The following is a 16,454-nucleotide window of genomic DNA, read 5'->3' on the forward strand; positions in this document are numbered from 1 at the left end:
TAACTCTGTATAAAAGTGATTACGCAATAAAAAAGTCCACGTAAATGGTGGACTCTGATAAAAATACTAAGCAGATTTTATGCCCGTTTAATCTCAGTTGCAACAGGCTTATATTAACTGGCTATTTATTATTCTAACTCTGGGATCCGCCACAAGAAAAATAATAAAACAAGCATCATGCACAACAACATAATCTTCACCCATACTATCGGCACAATAATAATACTAATCATAAAACTTAGGCCGCTCATTAGCATGGCTTTTCGCTTTAGTGATCGACTTAATGCCCGCTTTGATTGCCACTGATGAATACCTTCAGCAAACCAAGGATGAGTAATTAGCCAATAATGAAGACGCTCACTGGAACGCGCAAAACAAAACGCAGCCAGTAAAATAAATGGCACCGTAGGCAACAAAGGCAGCGCAATACCAATGATGCCTAACACTAGACTGCACAAACCAATAATAAGAAAAAATCCGCGTTTAACCGCCATAAGCGTCCTCATACAAGCAAAAAACCACTCTAACAGAGTGGTTTAATAAGACAATATCATCGCAGGTTAACCTGAAGTAAACGTTAAATTAATCCTGTTACAGTCAACCATGAAAGACTTGCGGGTAATATAGGAATTAACAAAACTAAAATAAAACCAATAAGATAAAAGATGTTAAACGGGTCTTTGAACGGCTGACTCATGATTATTCCTACATTGAAGATGTTGTTACTGCAATTACTGGCATCTTTCACTCGTTATGTTAAGTCAACATTTAGGTTAACTTTGCGGACAACGGATGTGATGCAAGTCGCAAAAAGTGGCCTATCTTAGACCTATCCTCACAAAATAAAAACCTTAAATATACTAAGTCTATTATGCCTCAATTGATGAAATAACAATGCCCTTTTGTGCCAATTGTTGCAATAGAGGTAAACAGCCAGATAACAGAGTTTCACTGGGCATTTGTGGGTAATGTTCGTTTAACCAACTAATAATGGCATCTACCGTTACACCTTGTTGAGAAAGGCTCATTTGTTCAATGTAAGCCAGCACTTGAGCGCTTAACGGTGTCAGTTGCAAAAAAGCGACTTCATCACCTGCATCTCTAAATACACAAAAAAACTGCGCTTGCGGTGTCGGTTCAATGGGTTGGTAGTCAAGGCTAATATGTTGAACATCAAAGGCATATTGCGCCACCTTGGCACAGGCCGCTAGGCACAAGCTATGCTGGCTTAGTTCGCCGGTATTGATCAATTGAGACGTGGGCGTATCAGGCGCTACAGCTACACACAACTCTAGCCATTCATAATGTGCTAACGGCAACATAAAAACAGGATCATCTTCTGTTATATGATATTCGTGTTGTAAAAAGGATAAAAACTCGCCCGCAATTTCAACAAATATTGGCGTTTGACAATCATGCTTCACAAAAAATTGCTGCACTAATGTCTGCCATTGCTCATCCTGATACAAACTTTTAAGCACCGGAAAAGCACTCGACACGAAACCGACAATGTTATTAAAAAATAGCTCTCGGTAAACTTGCATTCGCCGCAGCTCTATTCCTTCCGGTAAGGGTAAACTGGGATTACGGATATAATCCATAAATTGCTGTTGGATCGCGATAAAACTCATTATACCTTCCTCACGAATGACTGCTGAGCTAAAGCATCTTGTTGGTATTGATGGATCTGATTGATCTCGTTCAGCAAAACTTTGGTTTTAGGAATATTAAAATCGCGTTCGAGTAATGTTGGATGCACACCGTGTAATTGATAGCATTGCTGTAATAATGCCCATACAGGATCAATAATATCCGCACCATGGGTATCGATCATTAAATCGATGTCTTGTTGGTAATGTCCTGCTATATGTAAATATTCAATACGCTCGGTCGGCATGGCAGCCAAAAAGGCATGGGCATCATATTGATGGTTAATTGAGTTAACATAAATGTTATTAACATCGAGTAGCAGTTTACAGTCCGCTTCTTGTAAGACTGCATTCACAAAATCGACCTCACTCATTTGTGCACCAGGTGCCGCATAAAAAGAAACATTCTCTAAAATAAACGGACGCTCGAGTATGTCTTCGACTTGCTTTATCCGCTTAGCGGTATGGATGACTGCATCATCAGTAAATGGGATCGGCATCAAATCATACATATGGCCAGTACCAGAGCAATAACTTAAATGCTCTGAATACACTTCAATATTATGCTCATCCAAAAAGCGTTTTATATTGTGTACAAATTGACTATCTAGCGCTTCAGGACTACCAATTGATAACGAAAGTCCATGGCAGAAAAAAGCATATTGTTCAGTTAATTGCTTAAACTGACGTCCAAACTTGCCACCGAGCGTCATCCAGTTTTCAGGTGCGACTTCAAAAAACTCGATTGCAGTTGGCACATGCCGACAAAACTCATCCAGCATTTCGCGACGAAGCCCTAACCCGACATTGGCTAAGCCATCAGCATGATTTGTCGACATAATGCGTGTCCTTGAATTAATGAGTAATGCTAAAAATGAGTTAAAAAACAGATAAAACTAAGGCCTGAAATTCAGGCCTTAGTCTCTCAGATAAGTACAGGCTTTATCAAATAAACACAGCTAATTATTTCTGACCGCCGCACTTACCTTCTACGGTTTTTGCTGCAGAGTTCATCTTGTCGCCGCCACATTTGCCTTCAACGGCTTTTTCCGCTGACATTTTCATGTCACCGCCGCACTTGCCTTCGCCACATTTGCCTTCAGCAGCTTTTTCAGCTGACTTTTTCATATCACCGCCGCACTTGCCTTCACCGCATTTGCCTTCTCCGCCATCAAGCTGATAACCAGAAGTTAATTGTTGAAAACCAAATGGGTTAGCTTCTACTTGAGCGCTAAAGCCAGCCGTTATCACAACAGTACCAAGTGCAACCGCTAAAGTCGTTTGTTTGATTGAATTCATAATACTTATCTTCCTTATTTCTTATTTGTATAGGGTGACCAACATCATTGCCGGCTTGCTTAAAGAGACCTGCAGTGAGTAAAGTTTATTGCAAAAAAACTAAAAAATGTGGAAAACATCCATTTATTTACCACAAATAATTGCTAGGCGACCTAAAAATAGACTTCCAAAAAAGTTAACATAAACACTACAACAGTGCTATCAATCTGATTCTTAATAATAATTTATTCAATACCTCGACAAAAATATGCGTATAGTCATTTAGTGCTGCTATCAGATAATAAACACGTTAAAATAGCGGACTTTTGACTTCAGCAAGGTGTACTGTGCGCGTTATTTTAGCTCCAATGGAAGGTGTGGTTGATGACCATATGCGTGAAATTTTATCTGCCATCAATCCATTTGACCTGGTTGTGACTGAATTTGTCAGGGTAGTAAACATACTATTGCCTGAAAAAGTCTTCTATAAATTGTGTCCTGAATTACATCATCAAGGCTTAACGGCATCTGGCACGCCAGTACGTGTTCAGTTGTTAGGACAAGAACCTGAGTGGATGGCACAAAATGCCATCAGAGCCATAGAGCTAGGGTCAAATGGCGTCGATGCAAACTTTGGTTGTCCAGCCAAAACCGTTAATAAAAGTAAAGGCGGCGCCGTTTTATTGCAATATCCAGAAAACATTTACAATATCGTCAAAGCCATGCGCGACGCTGTACCGTCTGAACACCCTGTTACCGCTAAAATCCGTTTAGGTTATGAAGACAAGTCGTTATTTATGGAGAATGCTTTAGCCGTATATGAAGCTGGCGCAACAGAGCTAGCGATCCACGCTCGCAGTAAAACCGACGGCTATAGGCCACCAGCTTATTGGGAGTACATTACTGAAGTCAGAAAACGCTTACCCATTCCCGTTATTGCTAACGGAGAGATCTGGAACGCAGCAGATGCACAACGCTGTATGGATGTCACTGGTTGTGACAGTGTGATGATTGGCCGCGGCGCAATATCCCTACCTAACCTCGGGGATACCATTAAAACCGGTGCAAGCCCTTTTAGCTGGCAACAAACATTAAGCTTGTTAATGGCATATACCGACAAGGAGCTGAGTGGCCGCAAATCAGATTACTATCCCTCACGAATTAAACAGTGGTTTAGTTACTTAAACCGCCAATATCCCGAAGCGGATGCCTTATTTAGAGAACTGCGGGTGTTTAAAACTACGGAAGAGATTGTTAAGGTTTTACAGCATGCTCATCGGACACTTATTTAATCCTCCCTCTTTGTGAATATTACTAACCTAAACTCCTATTGATCTTTATCAAATGAGTCATCAATAGTTTTAGTTACATAGAGGTTGCCTTGAAGCGTATTCAACAAAGCATGGCAAGTATTGAACAGCAAAGAGCTAACAGATCTAAGTTAATCGCTGACGAATAAGCATTGGTATTGTCTTACCGCTATGCGTGGATGATCAATATGTCAATTCGGCATACCTAATCTGGATTGTCTAAACCAAAAACAACACGTGCAATGTCACAAAATGAATCAATAGTAAATTATTATTCATGTCTTTATCGCAAAAATCTAATCGAGAATTGATCTTAGTCATAACGTCTGAAATTTTTGTGCATAGAATAGAATTTATACATTGGCATAGTCAATTAAGGTTATCTCAGTTGCACAACATTCAGGACATACAGCAAAGACTACAACAACTCGAAAATATTTTGAGGCGTGAGTTAATGCTACATATAAAGGATTTATCAAAAACAACTGAAGTAGCCCATATATCAATGGATACCTCCCTTGGGCAAGTTATTGATTACCTGTCAAAAGTAAAACTCGTTGACACAGAAATATTCACCAAGCTAATGAAGCTTGATGCCGCACATTGCCAGCTTGAGCTTGGTCTTTATGGACTCTGCTCTGATTGTGAAATGGACATAGAACCACCACGCTTAATCGCCGATCCAACGGAACAGCGTTGTACTCATTGTGAACAAAGATACCGTCGCGAACATCGACATGAGTTACGCTTAAATCACTAGCAATCTTTAACTAACCACCACAAAATTGTTTAATCTTAACAATATCTAGCGATAACAATATCCAGTATTAAAATATCCAGCATATAACAATATCTAGCATTAAATGGGTGCCATAAAAAAGACCTACACCTCTGTGTAGGTCTTTTCGCTATAGAAAATAAAAATCAATCACACTTTCTAATGTCTAACAGCACCGTTATCTTAGAACTTAACCGTTACACCGCCGTAGTATTGACGACCGATAGTGTCATACACTTCTGGTACCGTACCACCATCACTTCCATTAGATACGCCTGAAGGCTCTTCGTCAGTGATGTTTTTCACACCCGCACTGAAGGTAATCATGTCCGTAACATAATAAGTACCCGCTACGTTGTGGTACAAAATCGCATCCACTTTTTCACCAGTCCCTAAGTCGTCCATTTCACCGATATAACGGTTGAAATAGTTAACACTCCAGCTGTCTTGACCCGCTTGAATACTGAAGTTGTTACGAACTTCAGCATACGCACCAAAGTTACCGTCAATCTTGTTGGTGTAATCATTGTCTTCTTGTTCGAAGTTCAATAAGTAGGTGGTGTCATTACTGATCTTCCAATCTAAAGTTAAGCCTTCAAAATGATACGCTAAGTTGAAGTCTACACCGCTAGTATCTTGGCTACCTACGTTTGTTAACGAGTTAGTTACGTTAGACAGATCACCGTTTTCACCGATGTTAAAGGTTTCACAGGCAGCTGCAGAGGCGTTAGCAAAACACTCATTTAAGCCAGCTTGAACGTCTAAACGAGTGATCGCGTCGGTCACTTTAAAGCGCCAGTAATCAAGGGTTAATGATAGACCGTCAACATAGCTTGGTGAGTAAACTAAACCAGCTGTATAAGAATCTGACTCTTCAGCCTTTAGCTCATCATCGGAAGTGTAACGAACCAAGATCTGTGGATCTTGAGCGTTTTCCCATGGGTCATCTAAGTAATCGAAAGAACCTGTGTCACCACCGAATAGTTCACTGATACTAGGCGCACGGAAACCTGTTGCCGCGACACCTCGGAGCATTAAATCATCAGTGGCTTCATAGGTTAAGCCTACTTTCCACGTTGACGCTTTACCAAATGTTGAGTAATCGTCATAACGCAGGGCAAATTCACCGGTTAATTTTTCAGTGAAAGGCACGCTGACTTCTTCAAACACAGACATGACATTGTAATTACCATCTGTCGCATCTTGTTGTGCAGCAGTGCTGTCACCCGCAACAGTCACTGGATCTGGATTGTAAAAGCCGCTTTCATAATGGTATTCAGCACCAATAGCAAATGCGACAGCACCAGCACTTAGGTCAAATAATTCACCATTTAAGCCAGCAGAAACAACGTGTTGTTCGTTACCGCCATCAGAATTTTCGGTAAAACTAATGTCATTAACAATTGCACCTGTTAATGGATCACCACTGAACCATGCATCTTGGTTAGCATAAACCGATTGCTTAAGATTGGTGGCATTGATTAAGTTTTCAACTTGAGAATCCGCTTTATTTTTACCATAGGTGTAAGCGATATCCCAGTTCATACCCGTATTGATATCAAAGTCACCGGCAAGGCCTGCAGAAAGGCGAAATGTGTCAGTGTCTTGAGAATAAATACGAGGACCTGCATCAGTTGTACGACGACGATAGTTAACTCGTCCAGTATCATCAGCTTCGATGCCACCATCAGTCATGGCTTGATCAAGGGGAATACATGCCGCACCAGCAGTCACACCTGGAGCATCACAAACGTTTAGCATAACATCGGCAGGTTGTGCCGCCATTTGTTGGTTAGACTGACGCTTAGTGTAAAGAACATCGCCTGTTAGGACTAAATTATTGTCGAGTTCTTGAACCATGTTAGCAAATAAACTGTAACGCTCGTTTGGTGTTTGGAAATAGCTGCTTGTGGAGTAGTCATAACCAGTTGAACGATCAACCCAGTTCCCTGCATCATCACGTACTTTACCGCCTAATGAACCCGTTGGTAAAAATGAGCTATAACCAGGGGTTGTCCAATCACGATCGGATTGAATTATGCTTTCACGCTTTGAATACGCAGCACCAATAGTGTAGTTACCATCGTCAGTGTTAAAGCCATATAAACCACTGATCTCGCCAGTCTCACCATCGCTTTCGCTAGTCGTGCTTCCATTAACATCTAATTGAAAACCTTCAAAATCTTTTTTGGTGATGATGTTAACGACACCGGCAATCGCATCAGAGCCGTATACCGCTGAAGCACCATCTTTTAAGATTTCAACACGAGAGATCATCGCCACAGGGATAGAGTTCAAATCGACAGAGCTGTCCGCGCCAGAACCAGAGTTCACCATGCGACGGCCATTTAATAACACTAACGTACGTTGTGAACCCATACCGCGTAAGTCAACTTGTGCCACACCGTCGGCGCCATTGTTGGTGCTAGAACCAACTGCTGCACCCGCCATTGATGTTTGAGCTTGAAGTAGTTGGTCAACTGAAGTGAAACCTTCGGCGCGAATGGCTTCGGCTGAAATGATGGTTACTGGAGAAGCCGTTTCCATATCTTGACGTTGAATACGAGAACCCGTTACTTCGATTCTTTCCACTTTCTGTTCATCGGCTGCCAATGCGACTGAAGAAAATAAGCCTGTAGTGGCGACACTTGTTGCGGCCACAGCTAATAAACTGCGGCGAATAGCCTTAGCCGTTAATGTTATTGAACTCATGAATAAACTCCCTATAACTTGAATATAACTTGGAATAAAATAAAACAAGTCATTATATTTTTAATTATGAATAATTGGTCATTCCCAATCATTGAAAAACATTATTAATGAATAAAAATCCTTTAGTCAATATGGACAACATGTGAACAACATCACATTTAACATCTGGATTGATAATTAATTTGACTTAAACTTATTCGCTCAATAATCAATGACTTAAAAAATTTAACTATCTTTACTAAGATTATTAATATTTTAAAACGTAAAAAGAAAACAAATAAAATACGCAAAAAAAACAACCAAACACACAGAATAAAACACAACGCAAACTTAATTAACAACTACCACACAATTACCCATAAAATGCATCAACAATTAAATGGTAATATTTAAAAAATAAATTACTGATTGTCGTAAAAATAATCAGAATGACATTTCAAAATTACTGAGTATTTATTCAAAAAAATAACTCATTCGTCTTTTTTAGCCGATCTTTATTCAAATAACGATAATGCTTGCCTTGTAATGACTGTCATTTAGGCCTACACAACAACCGATTCGCTTACGTTATGTACAGAGGAGATCACACTTGAGAGGAACACAAAACCGATACACGAAGCTCATCAGTACTCAACATCTGAGTACAAATGTTAACTAAATGTTATCTTGTTAGCTGCCATTATTCACCTACACTATATTGTGAATTGGGCCACATTGAACATTAAATAACAGGATTGACTAACCATTCAGCAACGTAAATAGCTAAGCTATCAAAGCACAAAAAACAAGCAAGGAGATAATGCTCCTTTTTGATTAACTGACAGCACAATTAAGAGTGCACACTTTATCTGCGCTGAAGCAGTAAGCAATTTCAAATGCTGCTGATTCAACTGCATCAGAACCGTGAACGGCGTTAACGTCGATACTTGCAGCATATTTCCACGTAATGTGCCACGTAAAGTGCCACGAGCAGCCTCAGCGGGATGAGTTGCCCCTATGATTTCACGATTAGCTAGAGCAGCGTTTTCGCCGGCTAACACTTGAACCATTTCCGGACCCAAAATCATCAATAAAATTAAGACGCAGAGGTGCTTTTTAGTAACTTGAGATAAATATTTATCAGCTTTGTTCTGATTGTGATATGAACATAGAACCACCAAACTTAATTGCCGGCCCAATAGAACAATGTTGTACTGATTAATCTTAAGCAAAAATACCTTCTCAAACATCGACATGAGTTACACCTAAACCATTAGAGCCGTGTCTTAGCCATTCCATTTACTTATGTCTTATTCAATGCAAAACAAAAAGCCGGCTAATAATTAGCCGGCTTTTTACATTAACAATAAATGTTAAATTAGAACTTCACGCTTGCACGAACGAAGAAGTAACGACCTAATACGTCATAAGTATATGGATCGGTATTTGAATCTAAGTTACCGGTGTAATAAGGAGGCTCTTTATCAAAGAGGTTGTTCACACCACCAGATAAACGAACCGTACTGGTTAGATCATAAGAACCTGAAAGGTCATGATAAACAATGCTATCTACAGAAGGTGCATAACAAGCAGAGGTATCATCTTTACAAGCAAATGAATCCATACCATCAATATAACGAATTTCGTATGTCGCACTCCAATCATCACCACTTGCCGTTAGATCAAGGTTGGTTTTGATTTTAGCAAAGCCACCTGCGTTACCCGTTACAAAGCCACGGTAATCGACTGCATTACCATCTGGGTCAAATTCTTCATAGGTTTCTAAAATCGACGTATCTAGGTTTGCTTTCCAGCTTAACCCTACTGCCTCGAAGGCATACGCTACGTTGATATCATAACCAGACGTGTTGGTTGCACCAACGTTTTGTAAACCGTTATCAAACTTAATACGACCTGTCGCGTCGATTTCAATATTTGAAGCTTGGCATAATGCAGTATCGGTATTAATGGTTACTCCACTTGCGTCTAAACATTGATTAGCCACATAATTAGAATCAACTGCGGTAATCGTGTTCGTGATAGCAATATCGTAATAATCAAACGTTAACGATAGCCCATCGACAAAGCTAGGTGAATACACCAAACCAGCAGTGGTAATATCTGCTTCTTCTGGCGTTAACAACTCATTACCCCCCACAGTCACTTCTGCTTGGCTTTGCTCTGAAGCAGGGTGAACTATTTGATTAAATGATGGCGATTTACCACCAAATAACTCATCTACAGTAGGAGCGCGGAACGCAGTTGAACGGCCACCACGGAACATTAAATCATCTGTCATGCGCCATGTTAAGCCTAACTTCCAAGTAGTGTCATCACCAAAAGTATTGTAATCGAAATAACGCATTGCAGCGCTCAAATCAACTTGTTGTGCAAAAGGTAAATCGCTTAACAATGGAATCGCCAATTCTGCATATACTTCGTTTACACTAAAATCACCCGCTGTAGCTTCAACGCGAGGGTCATTAGCAAGACCTTGCGCCGTTAATGAATCAGGGGTGAAATGAGCGGACTCTTTACGGTTCTCATAACCAGCAGCAAACCCTAGAATACCAGCAGGTAAATCAACGATATCACCGGTAAGTGTTGCCGCAATAATATCTAATTCACTACCACCACTGTTAACTTCAGTATAGACGAACGGTTCAATGCTCTCACCTTTCCAAGATGACTCTAAAAACGGATCAAAAGTGCCCGCTAATACAGCATCGTTAATAGAACCTATGTTATGCAGATTTGCAAGGGTATCGACTGAATCGTTTTTACCTTTGTTGTATGAAGCATCCCAAGTCCAACCGTTGTCGAACATGCCTTCTAAACCGATAACGACACGAACCGTATCAACTACTTGACTAAAGTCACGGGTACCAGATTCAACCATACGACGGCCATAACTCAGTTCTTCACCATCTTGAACCCAAGGAAGTAAGTCATCAGTCATGAAACCACCAGCAGACTTAGGCTTGTATGCCCATGCAGCGCTGTTCCAAATAGGTTGTGGTGCCATTTGCTGTTCTGACCAACGCTTAGAATACATAGCTTCAGAGAAGAACGTAATATTGTCAGACAAATCATATGAGCCAGCAAAACTTAAGTTAATGCGTTCCATTGGCGTAGACAAATAGCTGTCTTTGGCATAGTTATATTTGTCATCACTAGTAAAATCATGGAAAGCGCCATCACGACCACTTACATCAGCTTCAGATTTACCATCAAAATACTCAAACTCTGGCTCACCCTTGTCATCAGCTACATACTGACCGTAATATCCTGAGTCACCAACAGCATAAGCATCGTCTGCGCCTGAAGGAGTGATGTTAAAGTTCTGATCACCCCAAACATGACCTCCTTGACTATATGAGCTACCACCACAATATAATGTTTTGCTACCTGCCGCGCCGGTTTCAGAGATTGGGCAATCTGAAAAATCACGGTCTGCTTGGCTTGCATCACCACGTTTAGTGTACTGCGCGTTAATAACCACATTACCTTTATCAAACGTGTTACCAAGAGTAAAATCTATGCTCGTTTCGTCTGCGTCGCCTTGACCACTCATACCGGTTTGAGCATTCATTTCAAAACCGTCGAAATCACGTTTTAAAATAATGTTTACTACGCCAGCAATGGCATCGGTACCGTAAACAGCTGAAGCGCCATCTTTTAATACTTCAACACGTTGGATCATTGATACTGGAATAGTATTCAAATCCACTGTGGACGCGGGCCCCGTTCCAGAAGCAATCATACGGCGGCCGTTGACTAATACGAGTGTACGACTCGTTCCTAAACCACGAAGGTTAATACTAGAGTTACCTTGAGAGCCATTGTTCACGGCAGCGTTAGTCATCGCGCCACCGGTAGAGGTCATTTGTTGTAAAACATCATCAATAGATGTTGCGCCAGAAGACACAATTGATGACGCATCAATGACACTAACCGGACTCGCAGTTTCCATATCGGCACGCTTAATACGTGACCCCGTTACTGCAATTCTTTCCACTTTCTGAACTTGTTCTTCTGCTGAAACCACAGCTGAAGAGAATAAACTTGTTGTAACGACACTGGTTGTTGCAACAGCCAGTAGACTACGACGAATAGCCTTAGCAGTTAATGTTACTGAACTCATGAATAACTTCCCTATAACTTATATAAAATGAATACAAGTAATTTATAATTTTTATATTTATATTAAACAATTGATTGAATTTAACAAAACCAATTATCGAGAAGCATTATTAATGAATTAAAAACCTTTAGTCAACACGGGCAACAAGTGAACAACATTAAGTTTAACAATTGGCCCAATCAATAGTTTGACTTTTGCTTTAATGATAATAACCAGTAAGTTAACTTGTAATATATGTTTATTAATATTATAAATATTAATAAACATATGACAACTAACAAGATGAAGTCAAGAACAAAACAAATTGTAAAACCAAATTAAACATAACCCACCCATATTTAACCGTATTGCAACGCAAAATAGGAAGATGTATTAATAAAATAAATTTTAATATTTAAAAAAACCTTATTGATTGCCGTAAAAACAACCAGAATGACATTTCGAAATTATTGATTATTTATTCAAAAAATAACTCAATAGCAATCATTTAAGGGTTTTTATTCAAGAAAGTGATAATACTAGGCTAACAACATAGGGTGACATGCGTAAATAACAATCAATTTAATGAACGGTATTGGATTTAGCTCACGGGGTATTTAGACTGAGAACTGCATCATATTTAATAGATTTTAATACCACACTTTGCAACATAAATGTTAATAAAAAGTGTTTTCACTTATAACTATTCATCAATAACACGAGAAAAATATTGCCCCATTCTGTTAATAATACCCTTGACCAATCATAAGGAATATTAACAGCATGTTTACACTATATCTCACACACCCTAGCGTTCTGCTACTTTGATCTAAATAGGAATAATGCCAGTTTTACGGTGTGATGATCAAAAAGAACAAAACTCTGCACTGATAATATAGTGAAAAAATTGGTATAAATTAGATATAGGAATTAATAAAGATAAAAATAGATATTAGCGAAGCGAACACAAAAAAGGAGCCTAAGCTCCTTTTATGATCAACTTACAGCAACAATTAACGAGTGCGTGGGCACACTTCATCTGCGCTGAAGAAGTAAGCAATTTCACGAGCTGCTGATTCAACAGCATCTGAACCGTGAACAGCATTTTCGTCGATGCTGGCAGCGTAATCACCACGTAATGTGCCACGAGCAGCTTCAGCTGGGTTAGTTGCGCCCATGATTTCACGGTTAGCTAGAACAGCGTTTTCGCCTTCTAACACTTGAACCATTACAGGACCAGAAGTCATGAAAGAAACTAAAGCGCCAAAGAAAGGACGTGCGCTGTGTTCAGCGTAGAAACCTTCAGCTTGTTCTTTAGATAGGTGTACCATTTTAGACGCGATGATCTTAAGACCAGCCGTTTCAAAACGGTTATAAATTGCGCCAATGTGGTTGTTAGCAACTGCATCTGGCTTGATAATAGAAAATGTGCGTTCGATCGCCATAACGAGCTTCCTTAATGTGAGCAAGTATAAAAAATTTTGCAAATTATACGTAATTTAAGAGTATATTCCTAGCCTTATCCGCTTTCTCAGTGATATTTCATCACTCGATTGGGTCATTTATATTAACATGGCGCAATTTATGCTCATAGGTGAACATTAATCTTAATCTGCAAGTTTTTAGACAGTATTACGATGTCCACAGAGTGCTCAACAAAGTGCTCAAAAATAAGCATTTCGCATATATACGCTAAGTTTATGTAAAATGAATATCGGCAATAACCACCGATAAAAAAAGAGCCAATCTTAGTAGATTGACTCTTTTTTTGTGATCAATTACCCGCTATAAATAGGGCTGTTGATGGGTTAACACTCCGGCAAAGACTACCCTTCGCTGACCATATTGACCGTGTATTTCGGGATATCAATAATCATATCGCAATCCACAACTTTAGCTTGGCAAGATAAACGACTTTCAGGTTCTAATCCCCATGCTTTATCAAGCATGTCATCTTCTAACTCATCACTTTCGTCAAGCTGGTCAAAGCCATCGCGAACAATGACATGGCATGTAGTACAAGCACATGATTTTTCGCACGCATGTTCAATATGAATACCGTTACGTAAGGCTACGTTTAAAATGGTCTCACCGACTTCGGCTTCAAGTACTGCGCCGTCTGGACAAAGTTCTTGATGGGGTAAAAATACTAACTGTGGCATCATTTCACCTATATGTTGTCGACCGACTGCCCTTTTAGCGCCGCTCTAATAGAATTATCCATACGTCTTGACGCAAAATCTTGGGTTTTGTCATCGAGATTTGCAATCGCTTTTTCAATGGCATCAATATCGTCTTGTTGTGCTACTGTATCAAGTTGTGCCATCGCAACCACTAACTGTTCGCGTTCTTGCTCATCTAGTAAAGCAGCATCTTTAGCCAAAGCAGCATTAAGTGATTCAATCACCCGCGCCGCTTCCACTTTTTGCTCTGCCAGCATACGACGAGTAATGTCTTCTTTAGCATACTTCATCGAATCTTTAAGCATGGTCGCTATTTCAGTATCCGATAAACCAAATGATGGTTTCACTTGGATAGAAGTATTAACTCCGGTGGATTTCTCCATCGCGGTCACGCTGAGCAAGCCATCAGCATCCACTTGGTATGTCACTCGGATATGCGCAGCACCTGCCGCTAATGGCGGAATACCGTGTAGGGTAAAGCGCGCCAAAGAACGGCAGTCATCAACAAGCTCGCGTTCGCCCTGCACCACATGGAATACCATTGCCGTTTGGCCATCTTTAAAGGTGGTAAACTCCTGCGCACGTGCAACGGGGATGGTGGTATTACGAGTGACCACTTTTTCAACCAAGCCGCCCATGGTTTCAACGCCCAGCGATAATGGGATCACATCTAACAGTAACAAGTCTGATTCGGGCTTATTACCAACAAGAATATCAGCCTGAATAGCTGCACCTATGGCAACAACACGATCAGGATCAATTGAGGTCAATGGTGTTTTTTTAAAGAAAGCTTCAACTTGTTCACGCACTAAAGGCACGCGAGTTGAACCACCCACCATGACGGTTTCAATGACTTCATCCACACTCACGTCAGCATCGCGCAAAGTACGGCGGCAGCTACCTATGGTTTTTTTCACCAACGTGCCAATTAACGTGTTAAATAAGCTTTTATCCACAATGCAGGTTAATGTTTTTTCGCCAATAGTGACCAAGGCTTCAACGCTTTCACTGTCGGTCAACGCTTCTTTAACTCGGCGAGCTTCAATGAGTAATTGACGCGCTAATTGACTGCCTGGCTCGGTTATTTGCCACTCTTGTTGTAAATGACTCACTAATAAATGATCAAAATCATCACCACCTAGAGCTGAATCACCGCCAGTGGCTAACACTTCAAATACACCACGACTTAAACGAAGAACAGAGATATCAAAAGTGCCTCCGCCTAAATCGTAAATGGCAATCACGCCTTCTTGCTTTGAATCTAGCCCATAAGCAATGGCAGCGGCTGTCGGTTCATTCAGTAAACGTAATACTTTAACACCCAACAACTCTACCGCATCTTTGGTACCTTGGCGCTGTGCATCATCAAAATATGCCGGCACGGTAATGACCAAGCCTTCTAATTCGCCACCTAATGTCGTTTCTGCTCGCGCAATAAGCGGTTTTAAAATTTCGGCAGACACTTGGATCGGATTAACATGCCCCATAGGAGTAGAAAACACCGGTAAGCCGTTTTCACTTGCGTGTAATGCGTAAGGTAATCGATGTACACCAGACTGAATATCAGTAAGGCTACGTCCCATAAAACGCTTAATAGAAATGATAGTATTTTGTGGATCTAAAGCCGATTGTTCTTGAGCCTCATAGCCCACTAACACACGGGTATCAGCATAATGCACCACAGAAGGCAACGAATGACGTCCTTGCTCATCAGGCAAGGTCAATGCTTGAGCACTTCTTACCGCAGCAACAAGTGAGTTGGTGGTACCTAGATCAATCCCAACCGCAAGACGATGCTGGTGCGGTGCGGCGCTTTGGCCAGGTTCTGCAATTTGCAACAGTGCCATAGTGTTCCAACTTGTTATGTTATCGATTAGTCGAGCTAATCATAAATAAGGTTTAGAATTTTGGGGAATTCAGTCGAGCAAGCCATCTTCAATCCGGGCTAACTCATCATGTAATTTTGCCATAAACTTTAGCTTACGAATTTGATCTGCCGCTAATAATGCATCTGCATTATCATCACTGACCAATAACGTCGCTAATTTAGCAGAGAGGACAGACTCAAACTCACCAAACGATTCATACAGTTCATCAATTGATGGCTGCGGGTCACTGTTATGCGCGATGTCTTCAAGCGCTTCACGCCACTCCATTTGCTGCATCAAAAATGCACCATCTTTCAATGTGGTGGTTTCGTGACTTAATTCAATTCCGCGTAAGCTCAACATGTGTTCAGCACGGCGTAAGGGATTTTTTAACGTTTGATAACCATCATTAACTTGTGCTGTACGCTGAACTGACAAGCGCTTTTGTTGCTCGGTATCATTAGCGAATTTATCGGGATGGACCGCCCGTTGCAGTTCGCGGTAGCGCTCTGCAAGTAAGGCGGTATCGATATCAAAGGCAGGTACAACATTAAACAGATCGAAATAATTCATG

The 16,454-nt window shown here is 40.6% G+C and carries 12 protein-coding genes and 1 pseudogene; 2 read left to right on the forward strand and 11 right to left on the reverse strand.

Annotated elements, in window-relative coordinates; genetic code table 11:
* Positions 1–128: 128 nt before the first annotated feature.
* The 4 genes from EGC80_RS18925 to EGC80_RS18945 form a co-directional block, all read right to left on the reverse strand.
* Positions 129–494: a YbaN family protein gene (locus tag EGC80_RS18925; protein ID WP_124011757.1), complete on the reverse strand. Its 366-nt coding sequence runs from the start codon at positions 492–494 to the stop codon at positions 129–131.
* Between the two features lie 375 nt (positions 495–869).
* On the reverse strand, positions 870–1,631 hold the full coding sequence (locus EGC80_RS18935) for an HvfC family RiPP maturation protein (RefSeq protein WP_124011758.1): 762 nt from the start codon (positions 1,629–1,631) through the stop codon (positions 870–872).
* Entirely contained in the window at positions 1,631–2,488 is an 858-nt protein-coding gene (locus EGC80_RS18940) for an HvfB family MNIO-type RiPP peptide maturase (protein WP_124011759.1), read from the reverse strand. Before EGC80_RS18940 ends, EGC80_RS18935 begins: the two co-directional genes overlap by 1 nt.
* A 124-nt stretch (positions 2,489–2,612) precedes the next feature.
* Positions 2,613–2,948, reverse strand: coding sequence for an HvfA family oxazolone/thioamide-modified RiPP metallophore (locus EGC80_RS18945; protein WP_124011760.1), 336 nt, complete (start codon positions 2,946–2,948; stop codon positions 2,613–2,615).
* A 326-nt stretch (positions 2,949–3,274) separates the two neighbouring features.
* Here EGC80_RS18945 and dusC point away from each other — a divergent pair, with 326 nt between their 5' ends.
* Positions 3,275–4,219 (forward strand): tRNA dihydrouridine(16) synthase DusC, encoded by a 945-nt coding sequence (gene dusC / locus EGC80_RS18950; RefSeq protein ID WP_124011761.1) that lies wholly within the window; start codon positions 3,275–3,277, stop codon positions 4,217–4,219.
* Between the two features lie 472 nt (positions 4,220–4,691).
* The gene (locus EGC80_RS18955; RefSeq protein ID WP_232772055.1) at positions 4,692–4,997 is read left to right on the forward strand and encodes a TraR/DksA C4-type zinc finger protein; all 306 of its coding nucleotides are present in this window, start codon (positions 4,692–4,694) and stop codon (positions 4,995–4,997) included.
* Between the two features lie 201 nt (positions 4,998–5,198).
* On the opposite strand, the gene EGC80_RS18960 is transcribed toward EGC80_RS18955, so the two are convergent.
* The 7 genes and pseudogenes from EGC80_RS18960 to hscB all read right to left on the reverse strand — a co-directional run bounded on the left by EGC80_RS18960 (position 5,199) and on the right by hscB (position 16,453).
* Positions 5,199–7,727 (reverse strand): TonB-dependent receptor plug domain-containing protein, encoded by a 2,529-nt coding sequence (locus tag EGC80_RS18960; protein WP_124011762.1) that lies wholly within the window; start codon positions 7,725–7,727, stop codon positions 5,199–5,201.
* Between the two features lie 813 nt (positions 7,728–8,540).
* A pseudogene (locus tag EGC80_RS23065) lies at positions 8,541–8,806 on the reverse strand (nucleoside-diphosphate kinase); the annotation flags it as partial.
* Between the two features lie 278 nt (positions 8,807–9,084).
* The gene (locus tag EGC80_RS18970) at positions 9,085–11,850 is read right to left on the reverse strand and encodes a TonB-dependent receptor (RefSeq protein WP_124011763.1); all 2,766 of its coding nucleotides are present in this window, start codon (positions 11,848–11,850) and stop codon (positions 9,085–9,087) included.
* A gap of 992 nt (positions 11,851–12,842) precedes the next feature.
* Positions 12,843–13,274 carry a nucleoside-diphosphate kinase gene (gene ndk / locus EGC80_RS18975; protein WP_124011764.1) on the reverse strand — a complete coding sequence of 144 codons (432 nt, stop codon included), beginning with the start codon at positions 13,272–13,274 and terminating at the stop codon, positions 12,843–12,845.
* 381 nt (positions 13,275–13,655) lie between these two features.
* Positions 13,656–13,991, reverse strand: a complete 336-nt coding sequence (fdx, locus tag EGC80_RS18980) for an ISC system 2Fe-2S type ferredoxin (RefSeq protein ID WP_101032097.1) — start codon at positions 13,989–13,991, stop codon at positions 13,656–13,658.
* A gap of 8 nt (positions 13,992–13,999) precedes the next feature.
* Positions 14,000–15,859 (reverse strand): Fe-S protein assembly chaperone HscA, encoded by a 1,860-nt coding sequence (gene hscA, locus EGC80_RS18985; protein ID WP_124011765.1) that lies wholly within the window; start codon positions 15,857–15,859, stop codon positions 14,000–14,002.
* A gap of 69 nt (positions 15,860–15,928) precedes the next feature.
* Positions 15,929–16,453, reverse strand: a complete 525-nt coding sequence (gene hscB / locus EGC80_RS18990; protein WP_124011766.1) for a co-chaperone HscB — start codon at positions 16,451–16,453, stop codon at positions 15,929–15,931.
* Between the last annotated feature and the right edge of the window lies 1 nt (position 16,454).

The organism is Shewanella psychromarinicola (genome assembly GCF_003855155.1).
GTDB lineage: Bacteria > Pseudomonadota > Gammaproteobacteria > Enterobacterales > Shewanellaceae > Shewanella > Shewanella psychromarinicola.

Coding starts and splice junctions, on each gene's coding strand:
- fdx (WP_101032097.1), bottom strand. CDS start 13,991: ATGCCACAGTTAGTATTTTTACCCCATCAAGAACTTTGTCCAGACGGC.
- EGC80_RS18955 (WP_232772055.1), top strand. CDS start 4,692: ATGCTACATATAAAGGATTTATCAAAAACAACTGAAGTAGCCCATATA.
- hscA (WP_124011765.1), bottom strand. CDS start 15,859: ATGGCACTGTTGCAAATTGCAGAACCTGGCCAAAGCGCCGCACCGCAC.
- EGC80_RS18970 (WP_124011763.1), bottom strand. CDS start 11,850: ATGAGTTCAGTAACATTAACTGCTAAGGCTATTCGTCGTAGTCTACTG.
- EGC80_RS18925 (WP_124011757.1), bottom strand. CDS start 494: ATGGCGGTTAAACGCGGATTTTTTCTTATTATTGGTTTGTGCAGTCTA.
- hscB (WP_124011766.1), bottom strand. CDS start 16,453: ATGAATTATTTCGATCTGTTTAATGTTGTACCTGCCTTTGATATCGAT.
- EGC80_RS18935 (WP_124011758.1), bottom strand. CDS start 1,631: ATGAGTTTTATCGCGATCCAACAGCAATTTATGGATTATATCCGTAAT.
- EGC80_RS18960 (WP_124011762.1), bottom strand. CDS start 7,727: ATGAGTTCAATAACATTAACGGCTAAGGCTATTCGCCGCAGTTTATTA.
- EGC80_RS18940 (WP_124011759.1), bottom strand. CDS start 2,488: ATGTCGACAAATCATGCTGATGGCTTAGCCAATGTCGGGTTAGGGCTT.
- EGC80_RS18945 (WP_124011760.1), bottom strand. CDS start 2,948: ATGAATTCAATCAAACAAACGACTTTAGCGGTTGCACTTGGTACTGTT.
- ndk (WP_124011764.1), bottom strand. CDS start 13,274: ATGGCGATCGAACGCACATTTTCTATTATCAAGCCAGATGCAGTTGCT.